This is a genomic window from Archangium lipolyticum (genome assembly GCF_024623785.1).
GTDB classification, from domain to species: Bacteria; Myxococcota; Myxococcia; order Myxococcales; family Myxococcaceae; genus Archangium; species Archangium lipolyticum.
The window spans coordinates 185,360-202,632 of sequence record NZ_JANKBZ010000014.1; the positions used below are offsets into that span (position 1 = coordinate 185,360).

A 17,273-nucleotide genomic window follows, 5' to 3' on the forward strand; every position below is an offset into this window, starting at 1 on the left:
TTGCCACCCTCGGCCTCGCGTACCCAGTTGCGCAGGGCCGACTCGGTCAGGTCCAGGTCCTTGGCCACCTGAGGCAAGCTCTTGCCGCCCTCACGCACCAGTCGGACCGCATCAGCCCTGAACTCCGGAGTGAAACTCCGCCTCTTCGAGGCGCCCCGCGCGGGCGAGCCGGAGCAAGCCGGCGCGGGCCTCGGACCACTGCCGCGTCAGCGCCTCGGACGGCTCGCCCAGCCTGCTCACCGCATCGAGCAGCGGGAACGTCGAGGCCTGCGCACGCGGGCTGGGCGAGCGATCGGCCGTCGGGAGGATGGTGGTCCTCCCGGCATGGGCCTGGCGCTCGACGCGCACGACGCCGTCGGGCCAGCGCTCGACGAGGGCATTGACGACGGTGGCGGCCGCGGCCTCCGGCAGCCGCTGCTCGGTTGCTTCGGCCCACCGCACCAGGACGGCCAGTCCGCGCAGCACGTCGTAGAAGTAGAAGCGCGGGAACGTGAGCGCGCGCCAGGCCACCGCCGCACCGCGCTCCTCGGCGTTGTGCACGGTCCGCGAGCCGTGAATGAGGGCACGGTCAATCAGGAAGCCACCGGCGCGAGTGGCAAAGGCGCGCTGCTCGCTCGATCCGGCTCCGCCGAGCAGCATGGCCTCGAGCGTCGCGACAGTCCCGACCATCGAGCTGGGGCACTCGCCGGTCTGGAGGTACGCGGTGTTGTCGCAGTTGAGGCCACCATCGGCCATCTGGTACCGCACGAACCAGGGTTTGACCCAGGGCAGCGTCCGCTCGACGTCGATGCCGCACGCGGCGAGCACCGGGTACATCGTGCCGAGGGCGCAATGACAGGCACTGTCGCGCTGCGTGTCTGCACCCGGGGCATCGCTCGGGTGGATCGGGAAGAGGTGCAAGAGGCGATCGATCCTCGCGGCCATCGCCGCGGAGGTGCGCGAGGGGATCTGGCGTGCTTCGCCGAGCTCGTGGAGCAGCAGCATGTGCCACCACGGGGAGTTCCACTTGGGCCAGTACGGATCACGCTCGATGCTGTGCAACGCGGCATCCGAGCCGAGGTAGGCGATGGAATCGGCAACCCCACGCTCGACCTCTGCGCTCCGGAGTGAGGTGGGGCTGGGAACGGCGGCAAGCTTCTCGAGATCGATCGTCATTCGCGGCTCTGGTCTGAGAGGCCTCTTCTCTTAACGGGGGAGCCGCTCCCGGGCGAGTGCTATTTGTAAAGTGGTGAAGGTGCTGGTGCCCAGTGGACCTCGCAACGCATAGGGCGAATAGAGGGCCTGTCGCGGGTGAGGGACGGTCCTGCCACGAGGGCAACACTGCCCTGCCCGCCCGAGGGCTACAGCGACCGCGCGCACGCTGCCAGAGTCGTCGGCATGTCAAGACGATGCGAGTCAGAGGAGATCGGAGAAGTCCGGGGCGCGCGCGCTCAGGAAGGCCATCAGCGTGGCGAGGCGACCGGGCGTCAGCCGGCGATCCCGGCGCAGCATGACCACGCTCGCGGCGGCGCCGCGGAAATCGGCGAGGACCTCGACTGCCGCGCCGCTCCGGAGCGAGGCGGCCGCGAGGTAGAGCGGGACGCATGCCATGCCGCCGCCCGCGAGCATCGTACCCCAGACGGCGTCGCCGTCGTCGAACGCGAACCGCGCCCGTGGCTCGTAGGTCCCCCCGATCGTGCCGACCACCGTCCGGTGGGGCCAGGGCTGGATCCGTCCGCTCTGGGGGTTCCGGAACCTGACGAGGTCGTGCTCGTCGAGCTCCGCGATCGTCCGCGGCGCGGGTCGCCGGGCGAGGTAGGTCGCCGATCCCGTGCGCATGTCGGCGCTCTCGGAGGCGGTCCTGCAGCCCACGCGTAGCATTTTGCCGGCCTGAGCGTACGAAAGCGAAACGCCGCGGTCGTCTCGAACCGCGGCGCTTGGCACCGTCACGCTCCCGATACGTGACAAACATCATAATCCTCATTACCTTGACAAGACCTGAAAACAAGGAAGGGGCTCGAGGATGTTCCAGCGTGCATGGATGCATGGAAGGCGGAAACAACGGACCATGGGAATCGTCGCCTTGGGGGCGCTCCTGGTTGTCGGCGGGGCGACCATGGGGGATGCCTCGGCAACGACTTCAACGACGACCGCGCAGCCGACCACGACGACCACAGCATCCAGTTCCGGGAACACGTTTCCTGATCGTTGGAGTGTCGGTGCGCCGGGTGTCGGAACGTACAGCCAAACCGACGCCCATCTTCCGGTGCCGGCCGGCTACACGGAGATCTCACCACCAAACGGCGAATACGACCTCTATACCTGCGGATCCGTTGTACTCGACCACGTCTACATCCGCGGATTCATCTACCTCGGAACGAACTGCTCGGGCACGGTGACGATCAAGAACTCGATCATTGCGCCTCCCGCAGGTACCACCCAACGGAGCATCCTCAACAACTCGAACGGTGGACTCACGCTCAACATCATAGACACCACCATTCGTCCGGAACCCGTGCCGCTCGGCGGAACCAACGCCGCCCTCACGGATCACGCCACGAACGGATGCGCTCCGAACTGCTACATCAACATGAACCGTGTGGACGTGGCGAACAGTGGTGGCATGTGTCTCTGCGGGGAGAACACCACCATTGAGAACAGCTGGTTGCACGACAACTACATCGCTCACCTGGCCGATCCATCGGAGGCTCACACGGGTGGTGTGTTCCCGTACGGCGGTAGCGGTCCGGTCACTATTCGGAACAACCGTCTCGAGCCGGGCTTCAATGCCGGGACCGGGCAACCCGTGGACAACTACTGGCAGGCGATCACCGCAGTGCTGTTCACGCAGGGAACCGGTGGCACGGTGTTGCGCAACTACGTCGCCGAGGGCAACTTCATCTCTCTCGGGGCATTCGACGTGGGTATCGAGAACGGTGAAGGCCTCGTCTTTCGCAACAACGTGTTCGGTCCGAACCACTGGGGAGAGACCACGACGTGTAGCACGAGTTGCGGCGTCACCTACGCCGACTGGTCGGGCAACGTCAAGGGAGATATCAACGGCGTGAAGACTTCCGTGGTGGTGCCGCACCCGTAAGGATTAACGCCACCTGCGGCAGCTCGTCGCAGGTGGCGTTTTCGTATGTCTGCGCCGCAGCCCCTCACCCGTGTGCAGCATCGTCGCGGCATGGCCCTGCAGCGGCGCCGACAGCGCGCCCGCGGACATCCACGCGTCCGTGGATGGATCATACAGGTAGGCCTGTCCGCCCGCGGTCGTCACCAGCACCTCGCCCGAGTAGAGATAGTGGGCTTGCCCCGGTTACGTGGGGCAGGCTCATGGCGTGGGGGCGGCTTCCTCCGGAGGGCTCGAGGCCTTCTCCTCGCTCGCTCCGGAGGAACGCGCCCCCCGTTGCAGGGCCAGCTTCAGCGTGTCCGACAGCGGCGAGCTGCTTCGGGACACGATGGTGACCTCGAGCTCATCGCGCCCCTCGGTGGAGCGCTGTTTCCTGGCCGAGACGCGCCCCGTGCGCACGACGAGGGACTCCTCGCGATACATCGCGCTGACGAAGTCGCTCTTGCGCAGCCGGAGTTGATGCCAGTCGTACCCGTCCTTCTCCAGCTCCGCGAAGAGCCCCGCCTCGGCTGCCTGCGTCTTGCTCTCCTCGGGGGTTGTTTCGCGCGTGACGACCAGGGACTCGTGGGGGCCGCCCTTCGCCCTGTCCTTCTCGAGCTGCTCGAAGTTGGCGTCGAAGAAGAGGTCGGTGAGCAGAGTCAACGCCTGCTCGTTCTGGGGCTCGAGCGCCGCCGCGCGGAGGGCCGCGTCGAGCCGTGCCTTCGTGGTCTCCTCCGGAGCCTGGGCTTGGGCCAGGAGCGTGTCGAAGTCAGGCTTGTCCTCGCTCACGAGGGACCGCAGCGTGAACCCCTCCACGTCACCGCACGTCAGGCGCACCCAGCCATCGGGTGCGTCCTTCACGCGCTGACACTCCGTACCAATGGAGACCTTCCGCACCACCTCCCCCTCCGTGCCCGGGGTGTCGCGCAGGTTCACCTCCGAGCCCTGGATGAAGACGGGCGCGGAGCCTCGCGCCGGAAGCGGCTGGTCCGGCAGGTCCACGACCTCCTCGATGGTGTCCCCGCGCTTGTCGAGGTACTCCAGGTGCAGTTTGCCTCCGGCGAACGAGGCCGTCACCACGCCGAACAGCTCCCCGGTCGGCTCGCTGGGCCGGCGGATGGTCATCCATTCCTTCCCGTCGAACATGTCGACGATCCGGATGGGCATCTGGCCTCGCGTGGAGATGGCGACGCGCAGCCGCTCGGCATCCGCGGCCAGGGGCAGCCAGAAGCTGGGCGAGGTACGCCCTTGCTCGGGTTGCACGTACGTCACATAGGAACAGGGACTGCCGCAGCCACAGCGCACCTCGTAGAGGTCGGGCTTCAGTGGGGTCGCGGAGCGAACGGGCCCACAGAACGCCAACTGCTGTTGTACCAGCTCGGGGACGTAGCCCTCTTCATCGACGTCGTACCCTTCCTCGGAAGGAGAGGGTTCCATGACCACGTAATCGGTCTCGTCCTCCGCCGGGATGTAGGGCGCTCCCCTTCCCTGCTCGTTCTCGTGGGCCAGATAGGCCATGTCCTCGGGATTCCAGCGGAGCCGGTACCGCCCGAGATGGTAGGTGCTTCCCTTTCGCGAAACGGAGGGGATGGGCACCAAACCGCCGTCCCGCTCCGAGAACGCCAGGTAGGCCATGCGAAGCTTTGCCTCCCTCACGATGAAGAAGCGCGTGCGATCTCCCGGTGCCTCGATGAACCTCAAGAGGACCCCGTTCTTGGAGAGGAGGAGTCCCACCCACTCCTCGGGGAGCGAGTCCACGAGGGCGAACTCCTTCGGGGTGAGAGGCTCGAAGCGGATGCCCCAGAGCGTGTCCTCGCCCTTCGGATCCGGAATGTTCGCGTGCCGGCCCAGGGCCTCGCCCATGGCGTCGGAGACCTTCGACCCGGTCCGGGAGACCACGTCGAGCCGGAGCGGCGAGCCCTTCTTCTCCCTGACCTTTCCCCGGAACACCACCAGCTCGTTGCCCGTGGCCTTGTCCTGGTTGTTCCTGTGACGAGCGTGGAAGAAGAGCAGGAGGAACGAATCGCCGCGCAGCTCCACCCGATACCAGGAGCTGTCGAAATGGCGGCCGATGCGCGAGCCGATGCAATCCCGCGCCGCCGCCCCCGCGCAGCCCTCGAGCTCCAACGGGGGGGCGGCTCCCTTGCGCCCCTTCTTCAGCTCCTCGTCGAGGAGGTGGAACTCCGACGCCAGGGAAGCCCGCTCGAACATGTCCTGCGCGGCCGTGTCGGCTGGCCGCTGCTCCAGCTCCTTCCGGGCCGCCTCGAGCCAGGCACCGACGTCCCCCGGCGTCGCCAACAGAGCGGCTGGCTCCGCGGCTTCACTCCCACCGGTCTTCTGGGCGGCGTCCCCCTTCGCCCCGGAGCAGGACCCTCCCGAACAGGCGCAAGCCGCCAGGAGCCACACCACCAACAGGGCCGTGCGGCCCTCACGTTCCGAACTCACCACGGTACACCCACCCCCTCATGACAGCCGCCGAGCATAGCCTCATTCGTGGAGCAGCTCGCCAACGGCTCCGCGGTGCTTCAGGCGGGTCAGGTGGGCAACTCGAGTGTCCGGGAGGAGCCCACGTGTTGGAATCCGAGCCGCTCGTACACCCGCCGCGCCGGATTGCTGTCGCTCACGACGAGGCTCAGGACCGGCGGTTCCGCTCGATTCGAGAGCCACAGGGCACGGCGCAGCAGCGCGGTACCGACGCCGGCATACCTGGGCGCGGGATTCCGGTACACCTCGAGCACCCACGGGCCTCCATGGGGAGGGCTCCCCTCACGAAGGGTGACGAGGCAGACCCCAACAACCATGTCCCCCTCGACAGCGAGGCCGCTGCACGGCAGGAGCGGGCCGAGCACCTCTCCGGCGAGCATCCGGGCCACCTCGTGTCGTGCCTCCTCCGGCGTCCACCCAGAGTGGTCCGGGTGGCCGGGTGGGTAGGCCGCGAGCAATGGAGGCACCAGTTCCTCGGCGCTCCGGTCGACCGCGGTCAGACGGCAGCCCCCTGGCACGTCAGGGAAGGCCCACGAGGAAACGGCGGGAGAAAGTCCCAGGTCTCGAGAGTAGCTATGCGCATGCCTCACCACCCGTGCTCCCCGGCGGATGAGTGCCACGGCGAGTGCTTCGTCATCCGTGGAGAGGGCCCAGCCACGAAGCGGCCCGAGCAGCACATCGGCACAGTGGTCCGCGTCCACGTCCGGTGCGCGCCACGCGAGGTCCGCCCAAGGCTGCCCGTCGCGCGAGGAGAGCGCGTAGGCGAGGACAGCGGCTCCCGAGGCATCACGGACGGTGTGTCGCGGGAGGCCCATATGGACCCAGGGGTCTCCAGAGGATGTCGTGTCGTTGTGGTTCATGCCTGATCGTCGATTTCGAGGGAGGATTCCGGACCATGGTAGGTTTTTTGGGCTGGGAGAAGTGCGCCGATGGATTGTCCTGAATGTGGTGGTGGCATCGTCTTCGTTGATCGGCCCAACGGAGTCGAACATTTTCGATGTTCGAAGTGTGGGAAGGACGTGTATGCGATCAGTACTCCGGCGTTCAGCTCCTGCGATTATGATGCGACACCGACTCGCCTGGTGGTGGAGTGGCGGTCGCGGAATCCATCGCCTGAAGAAGTCTTCGCCTTGAGACAGATCTCACGAGAGGCCGCGAAGATGCCTCCGTCCTCTGTCTTGAAAAAGGCCAGAGAGGGCGAGTGGGACCTCGGTGAGCTCTGGCCGAACGAAGTTCGTAGCATTGAGCGGCAAGCCAAGGCCCTGGGGCTTCGGGTTCGCCGGAAGACATGAGGGTACCGGAAGAATTCCGCTCCCCCTGATTCACTTCCCTGGCGGTGCGTCCCGGGATAGGTCGAGAACATGAGTCGCTTGAACGTCGGTATCGAGGAGTACGTCATCCCCGAGCCCGGGACAGGACCGTACAGCATCGCCAGTGGGCCGGACGGGGCGTTGTGGTTCACGGAGATCGCCGCGGGGAGGATCGGTAGGATCTCGGTGGGTGGCGAGTTCGAGGTCTTCCCCCTGCCCGCTCGAGACGGCCGTCCGGCCGTCATCACGACGGGGCCTGACGGCGCGCTCTGGTTCACGCAGAGCCAGGGCAATCAGTTGGGGCGGATCACGAGGAGCGGCGAGGTCGTCCTCTACCCGCTTCCCACGCCCGGGGCGGGCCCGTTCGGGATTGCCTCGGGTCCGGATGGCGCACTCTGGTTTACCGAGCTGGGCGCCAACCAGATCGGCCGGATGACCACGGGTGGCGAGGTCCGCGAGTATCCGCTTCCCACACCGGGCGCCTTCCCCTCCATGATTGCTCCGGGAGCCGACGGGGCGCTCTGGTTCACCCAGAACCAGGGCAACAGCATCGGCCGGATCACGTTGGAGGGAACGCTCTCCCAGTACCCGCTGCCTACGACGGGCGCCGGCCCGGTGGGCATTGCCCCCGGCCCTGACGGCGCGCTGTGGTTCGCCGAGATCCAAGCCGGCCGGATCGGCCGGATCTCACTGGACGGAAGGGTGACGGAGTACGCGATCCGTGACGGCTCGCGGCCACACGCGATCGTCACGGGTCCCGACGGTGCACTGTGGTTCACGCAGTGGGGCAACAACCACATCGGAAGGCTCACCCCGGCGGGTGACTACTCCGAGTTCGAGCTTCCGACACCCGACTCGGAGCCGCACGGCATCGCCGCTGGACCCGATGGCGCGCTGTGGTTCGCGCAGGAGCGCGGCAGTATCGGACGCCTCTTCCTGAAGTAACCAGCGCCCTGGCACTTCGCTACAACGCCGCCCCCTGCTGACCTTCCACGCCCTCTTCTCCTATGCTGGCGCGGGACCGCGAGGTCACCCTCAACCATCCGACGCAGCACCTACCCCAGGAGAATGAGCATGTTCGGAAAGATCGCCGCCGACGCCCTCGGCCTCAGCGACATCGGCTCGGTCATCGCCCCGGCTGACTACAACAAGGTAGACGCCGACGATTACGTGATGCACGAGGACCAGGAGAAGATCTTCTTCCTGATCAAGTCCAAGTCCGACGAGTACTGCTTCACCAACAAGGCGCTCGTCCACCTCGACGGCACCAGCGCCGCCAGCAAGAAGCGCACGCTGCGCCGCTACAACTACAGCTCCCATCCTGTCTCGAATGTGCTGCTCGAGACCGCTGGCAATATCGACATGGACGTGGAGATCAAGTTCAGCCTCGGCACGAGGGACTTCTCGATCGACGTGCACAAGAAGCACCTCGAGCAGGTGAAGGACCTCTATAAGGCCTTGTTCCGCATCTCCGAGCTGATGCACGAGAACGAGGTGGCGCTCGGCCACGCCAAGGCCAGCATCGAGGTCGCCTCCACCACGCTCGGCCGCGGCCAGGCTGGCGCCGCGCCGATCGTGGAGTCCTTCAAGGAGCTCAACCAGGCCGCCTTCGCCTGGCTCGCCGGTGCTCAGCAGAAGTACTGGGTGAAGGACTTCGGCTTCGTGTTCGAGCGGTACATCAAGGCATGACGCCGTGAACCAGCACCGGGCCGCATGGCGCCCCTGCCATGCGAGCCCGTGCCGGCCAAGCATCCGGTAGACCGTGACGTCCCGCGTCATGTCGCGAAACGCCGCAACCGCCTCATCCGGTGGCCACTTCCGTCGGCAAGCGGGCAGAGCAGGCAGGAAGGCCAGACAGTGAACCCTTCCCGGCCCCATACGCAGAAGGCGTCCTTGCGGCCAGGGGGCAGGGTGCCCACTTTTGCCTCCAATGGGCCGGTTCGTGTCAGCATGTGCGGTGACGCTCATGGTGGCGCTCCGGGCGCTCCCGGCCGGTGCGGAGCCCCTCGAGGTGCACCGGCGCTACGTCTCGCCCTCGGCGGGCCTGCCCGAGCGTCCCGCCTTCGAGGAGCTCCTCCTCTCCTTCGCGGATCCCCAGCGTGCCCTGGAGGGTGGCTTCACCGTCCCCAACCTCTCCCTCGCCGTGCGCGCACGGGCGTGGGGGTTCGTACGGCCCGGGGCGCGCGAGCAGCGGGAAGCCTGGGACGTGCTCGCCCTGTCGTCGCAGGACCTCACGCTGTCCGACATTCCCGCGGGAGGCCGCCTCGCGAAGTTCCTGGAGCTCGGTCCGGAGGGTGAACATTTCCGGGTGCACGACCTGGGCCCGTGGCTGCGCGGGCCCAACAGCCCCATCCAGAAGACCCTGCGTCCGTTCCTCGATCGCCTGCCTGGACAGGAGACGACCGCGATCGTCGCGGCGGCCGTGGTGGGAGTCGGGCTGGCCTATCAATTCGGCACCGCCCAGGCGGAAGCCCTCGGGTTGTCGCCCGAGGTGAGGGGCACCACGCTCGGAGGGCGCCTCCGCACGACCGTCCGGTTGCAGACCGAGCCCCACTTCCAGAATGCACGCGCGGACGTGACGGCCAGATTCCGCCTGCCGGAGACGCTGCGGCTGCCGCGGCTCGGCGCCCAGCTCGAGCTGCTCGAGGTGGGAGGAACGGCCGCGCGTGTTCCCGAAGGGTTCCTGATCGATGGGCGCTGGGCCCACCTCCGCGGCCGGCTGTCCTGGCTCGAGATGAGCTTCGGCGTCCGCTCCAACCACGCCGAGCCACTCCTCTGGATGGATCTCGAGACGATCATGCGGCGCGATCGCTTCGACCTGCGCGCCGTGTTCAGCCACCAGTGGGTGACCACGCGGACCCAGGCCATGGCCACGGCCACGCTGCGGACGGGTCCGGTGCTGTCCGGGCTCTTCGTCGGCATCCAGGGCCGGGTGAGGCACTCCTTCGGCCTGGTCAGCATGGGCGCCTTCTGAGGGGACCGAGCAGGCACGGAGATCCTTGGCGCGCCCGCACACCAACTGTCCTATGCTGGACGCCATGGGTCGAGCCAAGCCCGAGTTCCTGGAGCTGACCAGCCTGCGTGCCTTCGCGGCGCTGCACGTGGTGCTGTTCCACAACCTGTATCTGCTCGGGGATTCGGCACGTGCGCTCCCGGCGTGGGTCCACACGCTCGTCAGCATGGGGTTCGTCTCCGTCAGCTTCTTCTTCCTGCTGTCGGGGTTCGTGCTCGCGTACGCCTACGGTGACACCGGGCCGTCAAAGCCGCTGGACCGGGGAGCGTTCTGGAAGGCGCGGGTGGCGCGCATCTACCCGCTCTACCTGCTGAGCTTCCTGCTCGATGCCCCTCGTGCGATCGGCTATTTCCTCGACCATCACCCTCCCCTCATCGGGGCCCTCAAGTCGATGGTGGCGGGAGCCGCGTACCTGGGACTGGTGCAGGCCTGGGTGCCACAGCTCGCCTCGGCCTGGAACGCCCCGGGCTGGTCGCTCTCGAACGAGGCCTTCTTCTACCTGCTGTACCCCTTCCTCGCGGAGTGGGTGGGACGGCTCCATGCGCGCTGGCTGGTGCCCATGCTCGCCGCGTGCACCGGTGTCTCGCTGCTGCTCACCGCGCCCTTCGTCTGGGGCATCGATGCGGCGTCGAGCGGCTTCTGGATGAGCCTGGCCGGCTTCAACCCGCTGATGCGGTTGCCCGAGTTCCTCGCCGGCATCGTGCTCGGGCGGATGTACCTCCTGAGGCGCTCCCAGGCCCTGCCAGTACCGCCGGCGCCGCGGCTGCTCGCGCCCGCCGGGGCGGCCGGCGTCCTGGCCGTGCTGCTGCTGAGCCCTCACATCCCCCAGCTGCTGCTGCACAACGGACTGCTGCTGCCGCTGTTCGCGATGATCGTCTACGGGCTGGCGTGCTGCCAGACGCCCGGCCAGCGCTGGCTGCGGCACCCCGCGCTGGTCCTCCTGGGACGCTCCAGCTTCGGCCTCTACCTCCTCCACCAGCCCATCAAGAGCTACGTGGTCCAGGCGGGCAACGCGCTCGGGCTGTCCCCCAGTCCCCTGCTCTTCTCCTGCTACCTGGGAGTGGCCGTGCTCTTCTCCCTGGCTGCCTTCCATTGGGTGGAGGAGCCGGCACGCCAGTGGTTGCGCGCGGTGTTGCGCCGCCGCCGCCGCCCGGCGGACGGGCTGATGGCCGAGGCGTAGACACCCCTCGGGGGTTTCCACGAAATCCGGGCCGGCCTGGAATCCCATCGGGTACACTGCGAGTTTCCGTTCGGTGCGGGTGCTCGCATCCCTCAAGGGAGTTCAGGTCGCCATGTCGGACGTTCCGGATCTGCAGCAGCTGCGTGTCGCCATCGAGCGGGTGGACGAGGAGCTCCTCGACGCCCTGCGCCGCCGGATGGATCTGGCCGAGGACATCGCCCGGGCCAAGCTGGCCGCGGCGTCCCCCATCCGGGATCAACGGCGGGAGGATCTGCTGCTGCGCCGCATCCGCGCCGCGGCGATGGCCCGCCAGCTGGATCCCCATGAAGTGGAGCGGCTCTACCGCTTCATCATGGAGATGTCCGTGGCCCGGCAGCAGGCGCTGGTGACGACGCTGGACACCACGCCGCTCCGGGTGGCCTACCCGGGCGTGGAGGGCTCCTACAGCCACCTGACGGCGCACAAGCGCTACGGAGGCAGGCCCGGGGGCGTGCTCCTCACCGGCTTCGATACCCCGCGCGACGCGGTGGACGCGCTCCGCCAGGGCGAGGTGGATCTGGCGCTGCTGCCCATCGAGAACACCACCGCGGGGGCCATGTACGAGACGTACGACGCGCTCGCCGAGGAGGGCATCACCGTCATCTCCGAGCTGGTGGGCCAGGTGCAGCACCGGCTGCTCGGGCTGCCCGGAGCGAAGCGGGAGGCCCTGCGCATCGTGCGCTCCCACCCGCAGGCCCTGCTCCAGTGCGAGGCCTGGCTGCGCGAGCAGCTGCCCTGGGTGCTCCAGCTCCCCGAGCTGGACACGGGCGGCGCGGCCCAGCGGGTGCGCGAGGGGAATGATCCCACCGTCGCGGCCATCGCCAGCGATTCGGCGGCGCAGCGTTTCGGGCTGGAGGTGCTGGCGCGCGATCTCCAGGGCGCCAGCGCGGACTTCACCCGCTTCCTGGAGGTGGCACGGGAGGCCACGCCCCTGCCCGCGGACGTGCCCTGCAAGACGTCGCTGCTGATGGTGCTGGAGAACAGGCCCGGCACGCTCAGCAAGGCACTGCTGGTGCTCGCCGAGCACGGGGTGAACCTGGCCCGGCTGGAGTCCCGCCCGCTGCCGGGCACGCCGTGGGCCTACCGCTTCTTCCTGGACCTGGAGGGGCATGCCGCCTCCGCGCCCATCGAGGCCGTGCTCCAGTCGTTGCGGCCCTACACCACCTCGATGCGGCTGCTCGGCACCTACCCCCGCGTGGAGCTGCCTCCGGGCTGAACAACCTCAGCCTTCCTGTCAGATACCGCACGCGAAGGCACCTTCTGGACGTGGGTCTCGTCTGGACCACCGGGAAGGCTCCCGAAGAGGGGCGTCCTTCCCGGCGGGAGGGTGGGCATTCTCGACTCGTGAGACGTCTAGAACCCGACGGCGACAGCGTGCGGAGGGACACGCATCGCGCCGCGGATGCACATGCTCTCACTGCATGTGGAGTGCATCTGGTCCTACCCGGACTGGAAGCAAAGCCGCATCGGGAGAAGCACCGCATGTCAGGTTCAAACCCCTCGGGAACGACACCCGCCAGCTGCGAACCCGGCATGCATGAGGTAGAGGGCTCTCCCATTTTCCTTGGGAAAGACATGACTCTGGTGCAGAGCCTGGCGAGGTTGGATTCGCCACAGGAATTGGAACGGCGCCTGGCGGTGGTCAGACCCGGCGACACCGCATGCGGCTACTTCTTCAACTGTGCCCTGGATGAGATCCGGCGCCAGGGCGACGCGGCGTTGCTGAGACGCAGCATCGATGTGGCCGGGCAGGAGAAGTTCGCGGCCTTCTTCAACTACCCCATCACCTCGCTGCTCCAGCTCGTCTACACCGCGGCGTGGGGACTGAGCGAGAAGCACGGCGGCTTCGAGGGAGCCATGTGGCACCTCGGAAGCCACGTGGCCCAGGAGTTCCTGAGGAACACCGTGGGCAGGACGATGCTGTTGCTCGCGGGGAAGAACCCCAAGCGGCTGGCCGAGGGCCTGCCGTCGGCCTACCGGACGGGCTGGCAGCATGGGGCCAGCACGGTGCAGTCGAGCGGCCCCGGGCGGTACACCGCATTCATCCACGGTAACGTCATTCCCCACCCCTACTTCGAGGGAGTGTTGAGTGAAGTACTGATCGCCACGGGAGTGGCCAACGTGAAGGTCACGGGCCGGCAGATCGGTCCCGCGGACAGCGAGTTCTCGCTCTCCTGGGGCTGAGAACCACCGGACCGGGCCTTCCCGAGGTACGATGGCGGGCCCCCCGGCCTGGACCTCCCCCCTTGGACTCGCCCCTGAAGCTCGTTCTCCTCATGACATTGCTCTGCGCCAGCACCGCGCGCGCGCAGGAGCCCGTGTCCGATGAGCAGGCGCGCACCGAACGGGTGCGGGCCGAGCTGGACCGGCAGCTCCAGGAGATGGTGACCAGCTCGCCGCCAGAGATACGGCTGCTGTTCGTCGGCCTGGATCCGGCGGAGCACAAGCTCGTCGAGGTCCACTTCACGCTCGATGGTCAGCCGCTCGAGGTGCCTCCCGTGGAGGAGCTGGGCGCTCCCGGCCCGCGGCTGCTGACCTCGCGGCAGGTGGCGGAGGGTCCGCACACGCTCGTGTCCAACGTCGTCTACATGGACGCCTCGTGGAACCTGTTCAGCGAGACCTCCGGCTTCCTGTGGAACATGACCTCCACGCTCAACTTCCAGGCGCAGCGCGGGCTGCGCGTGGACGTGAAGGCCATGACCGTGCTGGTGCCGGACGCGAAGGATCCCCGGCTCAAGCTCAAGCTGTCGCACGACGTGGCGGTGGAGATGACCGCGAAGCTCGCCGACGGCGCGCTCCCCGAGCCGGCTCCGGCGCCACCCGTGGCCTCCACCGGGAAGAGCCCGGAGCCGCGGCCGGCCCCCCCGGCCGCCTCGCAGAAGGCACGGCTGCTGGTACGAGCCACGGCACGCCGCAAGCCCGTGGGGGCGACGCTCCTCGTGCGCGGGGCCACGCAGCGGCAGGTGGCACTGAAGCGCGGAGCCCGGGCGGCCACCGAGGTGGAGGTGACACCGGGCGCCTACACGGTGGACATCCTCGCCCCTGGCTACCTGGCGCAGACGCGCCGGGTGGAGCTCACGGGAGACAAGGGGCTGTCGCTGGGCTTCGACCTGGTGCGCGCTCCGAAGAAGAAGCTCGTACAGGAGAAGAAGAACCGGCTCGAGCCGCGGCAGCCGCTCCGCTTCCGCATGGGCAACGCGGCGTTCGAACCGCGCGGTGCCGGCCTCCTCCAGCACGTCGTGGACGCCCTGGTGCGCCGCCCCCAGCGGCGCCTGCGCATCGAGGGCCACACCGACAGCATGGAGGCGGAGGAGTCCGCGCGGCAGCAGCTCTCCGAGGCACGGGCCCGCGCGGTGGCGGAGTGGCTCGTGAAGGCGGGAGTGGATCCGGCACGCATCGAGTCCGCGGGCTTCGGAGACACCCGGCCGAAGGCCCCCAATCTCACCCCCCGGGGGCGTGAGCTCAACCGGCGCGTGGAGTTCATCGTTCTCGAATAGTCCCGGTTAGAATGCCGGCCCCATGAAACGAGCCGCTCTCGCCCTCTGCCTCGTGCTCGTCGGTTGCAGCCGGGATCCAGGGGCCATCCAGGCCGTCATCCAGATCGATCCCAAGCTGCTCGCGAGCTGCATTGCCCTGGACGTGGTCTCGAGTGACGGGACTGTCCTGCACAGCCGGCTGCTCGCGCGTCCCGCCGACCGGAACGAGCTGCGCATCGCCATCTTCCGGGGTGACCTGCCCCAGGAGCTCCAGCTCCAGGCCCGGGCCCTGTGGGGCGCCACCTGCGAGGACGTGGGGGCGTTGAGAACCAACGGGCGGAGCAGGAGCCACGAGGCGAGCTTCGAACCGGAGAAGATCCACACCGTCCCCATCGAGCTGTCACCGCCTTCCCTCTCCGAGGACGCGGACCAGGACGGCTTCGTCTCCGACCAGCTCGGCGGCCCGGACTGCGACGATGGCCGGACTCCTCGCAACCCCAGCGCCCAGGAGGTGTGCGACGGCAGCGAGGACCTCAACTGCAACGGGAGCCGCGGCTGTGACGATGCCTCGTGCCCGTCCACGGCTTGCGCCCGGATGCCCACCTCGCTCGTCTTCACCAGCCTTCCGCAAGTGGTGCGCGCGGGTCAGTGCGCGGGGCCGATCGTCGTGCAGCGCAACGACTCCAGGAACGAGCCGGCGACACCCCAGCTCGCCACCCCTGTCGAGCTCGCGAACACCTTCCCGTCCGGCACCACCTTCCACGCGGACGCGGACTGCGCGCGCCCCCTCTCCTCGCCCGCCATCGCCCCGGGCAGCAGCACCCTCTCGTTCTACGTGCGAGGCATCCGCCTCGGGGCCGGAGAGCTGACCGCCACGTCCAGCGGGCTCCAGCCGGCCACCCTGGGCCACACCCTCATCCCAGGGCTGGTTTCGAAGCTCGTCTTCACCTCTCCGCCCCGGTCCCCGAAGGCGGGCGAATGCGCCCCCATCACCGTCGAGAGGCGCGATGAGTTCGACAACCCCACCTCCGGGACGGTCCAGGCCCTCACCCTCACCCCCGCTCCCTCCGCACAGGCCACCCTCTACCAGGACGCCGGTTGTGCCACGCCCCTCAACACCCCACTCTTCTCCGCTCAGGACTCGGCCTTCACCTTCTATTTCCGCGCCACCCGTAAGGGCTCGTTCGAGCTCTCGGCCTCGGCGCTCCAGGTCACCGGCGACAAGCAGACGCAGTTCGTGAAGCCCGGCGATCCCAAGAAGCTGGTCCTCGGCTCCTCCACCGGGCAGACCCTGCTCGCGGGAGAGTGCTCGAGCTCCGTTCCCGTGGGGGTCCTGGACGAGTTCGACAACGAGACCTCCTTCCTGGGAGGAACCACGCTCGCCCTGAGCGCCCAACCGGCGGAGGGCTTCGGTTTCCACACGGACACCCAATGCACCGGCGCTCCCACTCCGACGCTCACCATTCCCGAGGGGGTCACGAATGCGGGCTTCCGATTCAAGGGAAGGACGGGCGGCACGGTGACGATCACCGTGTCCTCGCCAACGCTCGGACAGGTGACGCAGTCGGAGACGGTGATTCCCGCGGTCCGCCGGGGCGATTGCCTCCTGAAGAACGGCGACACGAGCGTCGATTGTGCCCTGCCGGTTCCGTTGCGCAACCGCGACCAGGCCTTCCTCATCTTCCAGGCCAGCACCAGTAACAACACTCCTGACTCCGCGTTCGTCCGCTGCGCTCTGCCCGACAAGAACAAGATCACCTGCGACCGCCACGACAAGCAGGGCAATGCCAACATTCAATGGCAGGTGGTCGAGCTCCCCCGCGGCCTGCGGGTCCAGCACCACCAGGTGAACTGCACGGGCGAGACGACTTCCGTGACCATCAACCCGGTACTGCTGGAGAAGACCTTCGTCCTCTTCAGCGCCACGCAAAACGGAACCGTGGTCGATTCCAACGACATCGTGATGGCCCAGCTCGTCGGCAACACACGGGTGGACATCTCCAACACAGGAGGTTGCGCTCCCACCCGTTATGCCCTGCAGGTCGTGGAGCTCGATGGCCTCTCGGTGACACGGGGTGTGGCGGGACCCATGGACAAGGACAGGGCCACGCTCGATGTGACTGGCCTCGCAACGGCGGATTCCTCTCACTCCGTGTTGCTATCCAGCTTCAAGACCACGGTCGACAGAACCGATATCTGCAACCGCATGGTGAGGGGCGACATCGTCAACGACACCCAGCTGCGCTTCACCCGGGCGGCGGGCAACACGTCGTGCGACCTCCGCAACCCCATCTCCGCCATCTCCTGGGAGCGCATCACGTTCCCGTCCCACGTTCTCGTCCACACCAGCACGCTGACCGCGAACGGTGGCTCCAATAGAGCCACCGCGCCCCTGCCCGCGGGCATGGACACCACCCGGACGCTGCTCCTCTCCAGCAGCCAGAGCTACAACGGCCAGGGCGGTGGAGAGAGCGCATATACCGGGGATGACATCATCGGCGTGGCCACCGGGCGGCACCTGTTTACCTCCGATGGCAATCTGGAGATCCTCCGCGACAACTCCTCGGGTGACGCGAAGTGGACCTCCTCCGCCATCCAGTTCGAGCCCTAGGAACCCACTCTTCCGTTTTGAACGGCCCCACCGGTCGATTCGACCGGCCGGTACAGGGACCGTCGGGGT

General features: G+C 67.8%; 13 protein-coding genes and 1 pseudogene. 9 read left to right on the forward strand and 5 right to left on the reverse strand.

What is annotated here, in order from left to right; genetic code table 11:
• Window positions 1–8 precede the first annotated feature (8 nt).
• The 3 genes and pseudogenes from NR810_RS28200 to NR810_RS28210 form a co-directional block, all read right to left on the reverse strand.
• Window positions 9–101 (reverse strand): annotated as a pseudogene (locus NR810_RS28200) (hypothetical protein); the annotation flags it as partial.
• Between the two features lie 10 nt (window positions 102–111).
• Window positions 112–1,155 (reverse strand): hypothetical protein, encoded by a 1,044-nt coding sequence (locus NR810_RS28205; RefSeq protein WP_257457178.1) that lies wholly within the window; start codon window positions 1,153–1,155, stop codon window positions 112–114.
• Window positions 1,156–1,395: 240 nt separating this feature from the next.
• The gene (locus NR810_RS28210) at window positions 1,396–1,818 is read right to left on the reverse strand and encodes a LysR substrate-binding domain-containing protein (protein WP_257457181.1); all 423 of its coding nucleotides are present in this window, start codon (window positions 1,816–1,818) and stop codon (window positions 1,396–1,398) included.
• Between the two features lie 229 nt (window positions 1,819–2,047).
• On the opposite strand from NR810_RS28210, the gene NR810_RS28215 reads away from it, so the two are divergent.
• The gene (locus NR810_RS28215) at window positions 2,048–3,076 is read left to right on the forward strand and encodes a hypothetical protein (protein WP_257457182.1); all 1,029 of its coding nucleotides are present in this window, start codon (window positions 2,048–2,050) and stop codon (window positions 3,074–3,076) included.
• Between the two features lie 237 nt (window positions 3,077–3,313).
• Here NR810_RS28215 and NR810_RS28220 read toward each other — a convergent pair whose 3' ends face one another.
• Together NR810_RS28220 and NR810_RS28225 are read right to left on the reverse strand one after the other, a co-directional pair.
• Window positions 3,314–5,536 (reverse strand): SH3 domain-containing protein, encoded by a 2,223-nt coding sequence (locus tag NR810_RS28220; RefSeq protein ID WP_257457184.1) that lies wholly within the window; start codon window positions 5,534–5,536, stop codon window positions 3,314–3,316.
• 89 nt (window positions 5,537–5,625) lie between these two features.
• A complete protein-coding gene (locus NR810_RS28225; protein WP_257457186.1) occupies window positions 5,626–6,390 on the reverse strand; it encodes a GNAT family N-acetyltransferase in 765 nt (254 codons plus the stop codon).
• A 546-nt stretch (window positions 6,391–6,936) separates the two neighbouring features.
• On the opposite strand from NR810_RS28225, the gene NR810_RS28230 reads away from it, so the two are divergent.
• The 8 genes from NR810_RS28230 (at window position 6,937) to NR810_RS28265 (ending at window position 17,204) form a co-directional block, all read left to right on the forward strand.
• Window positions 6,937–7,830: a Vgb family protein gene (locus NR810_RS28230; protein ID WP_257457188.1), complete on the forward strand. Its 894-nt coding sequence runs from the start codon at window positions 6,937–6,939 to the stop codon at window positions 7,828–7,830.
• Window positions 7,831–7,959: 129 nt separating this feature from the next.
• Window positions 7,960–8,574 (forward strand): PH domain-containing protein, encoded by a 615-nt coding sequence (locus NR810_RS28235; RefSeq protein ID WP_257457200.1) that lies wholly within the window; start codon window positions 7,960–7,962, stop codon window positions 8,572–8,574.
• Window positions 8,575–8,827: 253 nt separating this feature from the next.
• Window positions 8,828–9,859 (forward strand): hypothetical protein, encoded by a 1,032-nt coding sequence (locus NR810_RS28240; RefSeq protein ID WP_257457203.1) that lies wholly within the window; start codon window positions 8,828–8,830, stop codon window positions 9,857–9,859.
• Window positions 9,860–9,923: 64 nt separating this feature from the next.
• Window positions 9,924–11,078, forward strand: coding sequence for an acyltransferase family protein (locus tag NR810_RS28245; RefSeq protein WP_257457205.1), 1,155 nt, complete (start codon window positions 9,924–9,926; stop codon window positions 11,076–11,078).
• A 112-nt stretch (window positions 11,079–11,190) separates the two neighbouring features.
• Window positions 11,191–12,333 (forward strand): bifunctional chorismate mutase/prephenate dehydratase, encoded by a 1,143-nt coding sequence (locus NR810_RS28250; protein WP_257457208.1) that lies wholly within the window; start codon window positions 11,191–11,193, stop codon window positions 12,331–12,333.
• A 359-nt stretch (window positions 12,334–12,692) separates the two neighbouring features.
• A complete protein-coding gene (locus tag NR810_RS28255) occupies window positions 12,693–13,301 on the forward strand; it encodes a DUF2378 family protein (RefSeq protein ID WP_257457211.1) in 609 nt (202 codons plus the stop codon).
• 92 nt (window positions 13,302–13,393) lie between these two features.
• A complete protein-coding gene (locus tag NR810_RS28260) occupies window positions 13,394–14,614 on the forward strand; it encodes an OmpA family protein (protein ID WP_257457213.1) in 1,221 nt (406 codons plus the stop codon).
• Between the two features lie 22 nt (window positions 14,615–14,636).
• A complete protein-coding gene (locus NR810_RS28265) occupies window positions 14,637–17,204 on the forward strand; it encodes a putative metal-binding motif-containing protein (RefSeq protein WP_257457215.1) in 2,568 nt (855 codons plus the stop codon).
• Window positions 17,205–17,273 lie beyond the last annotated feature (69 nt).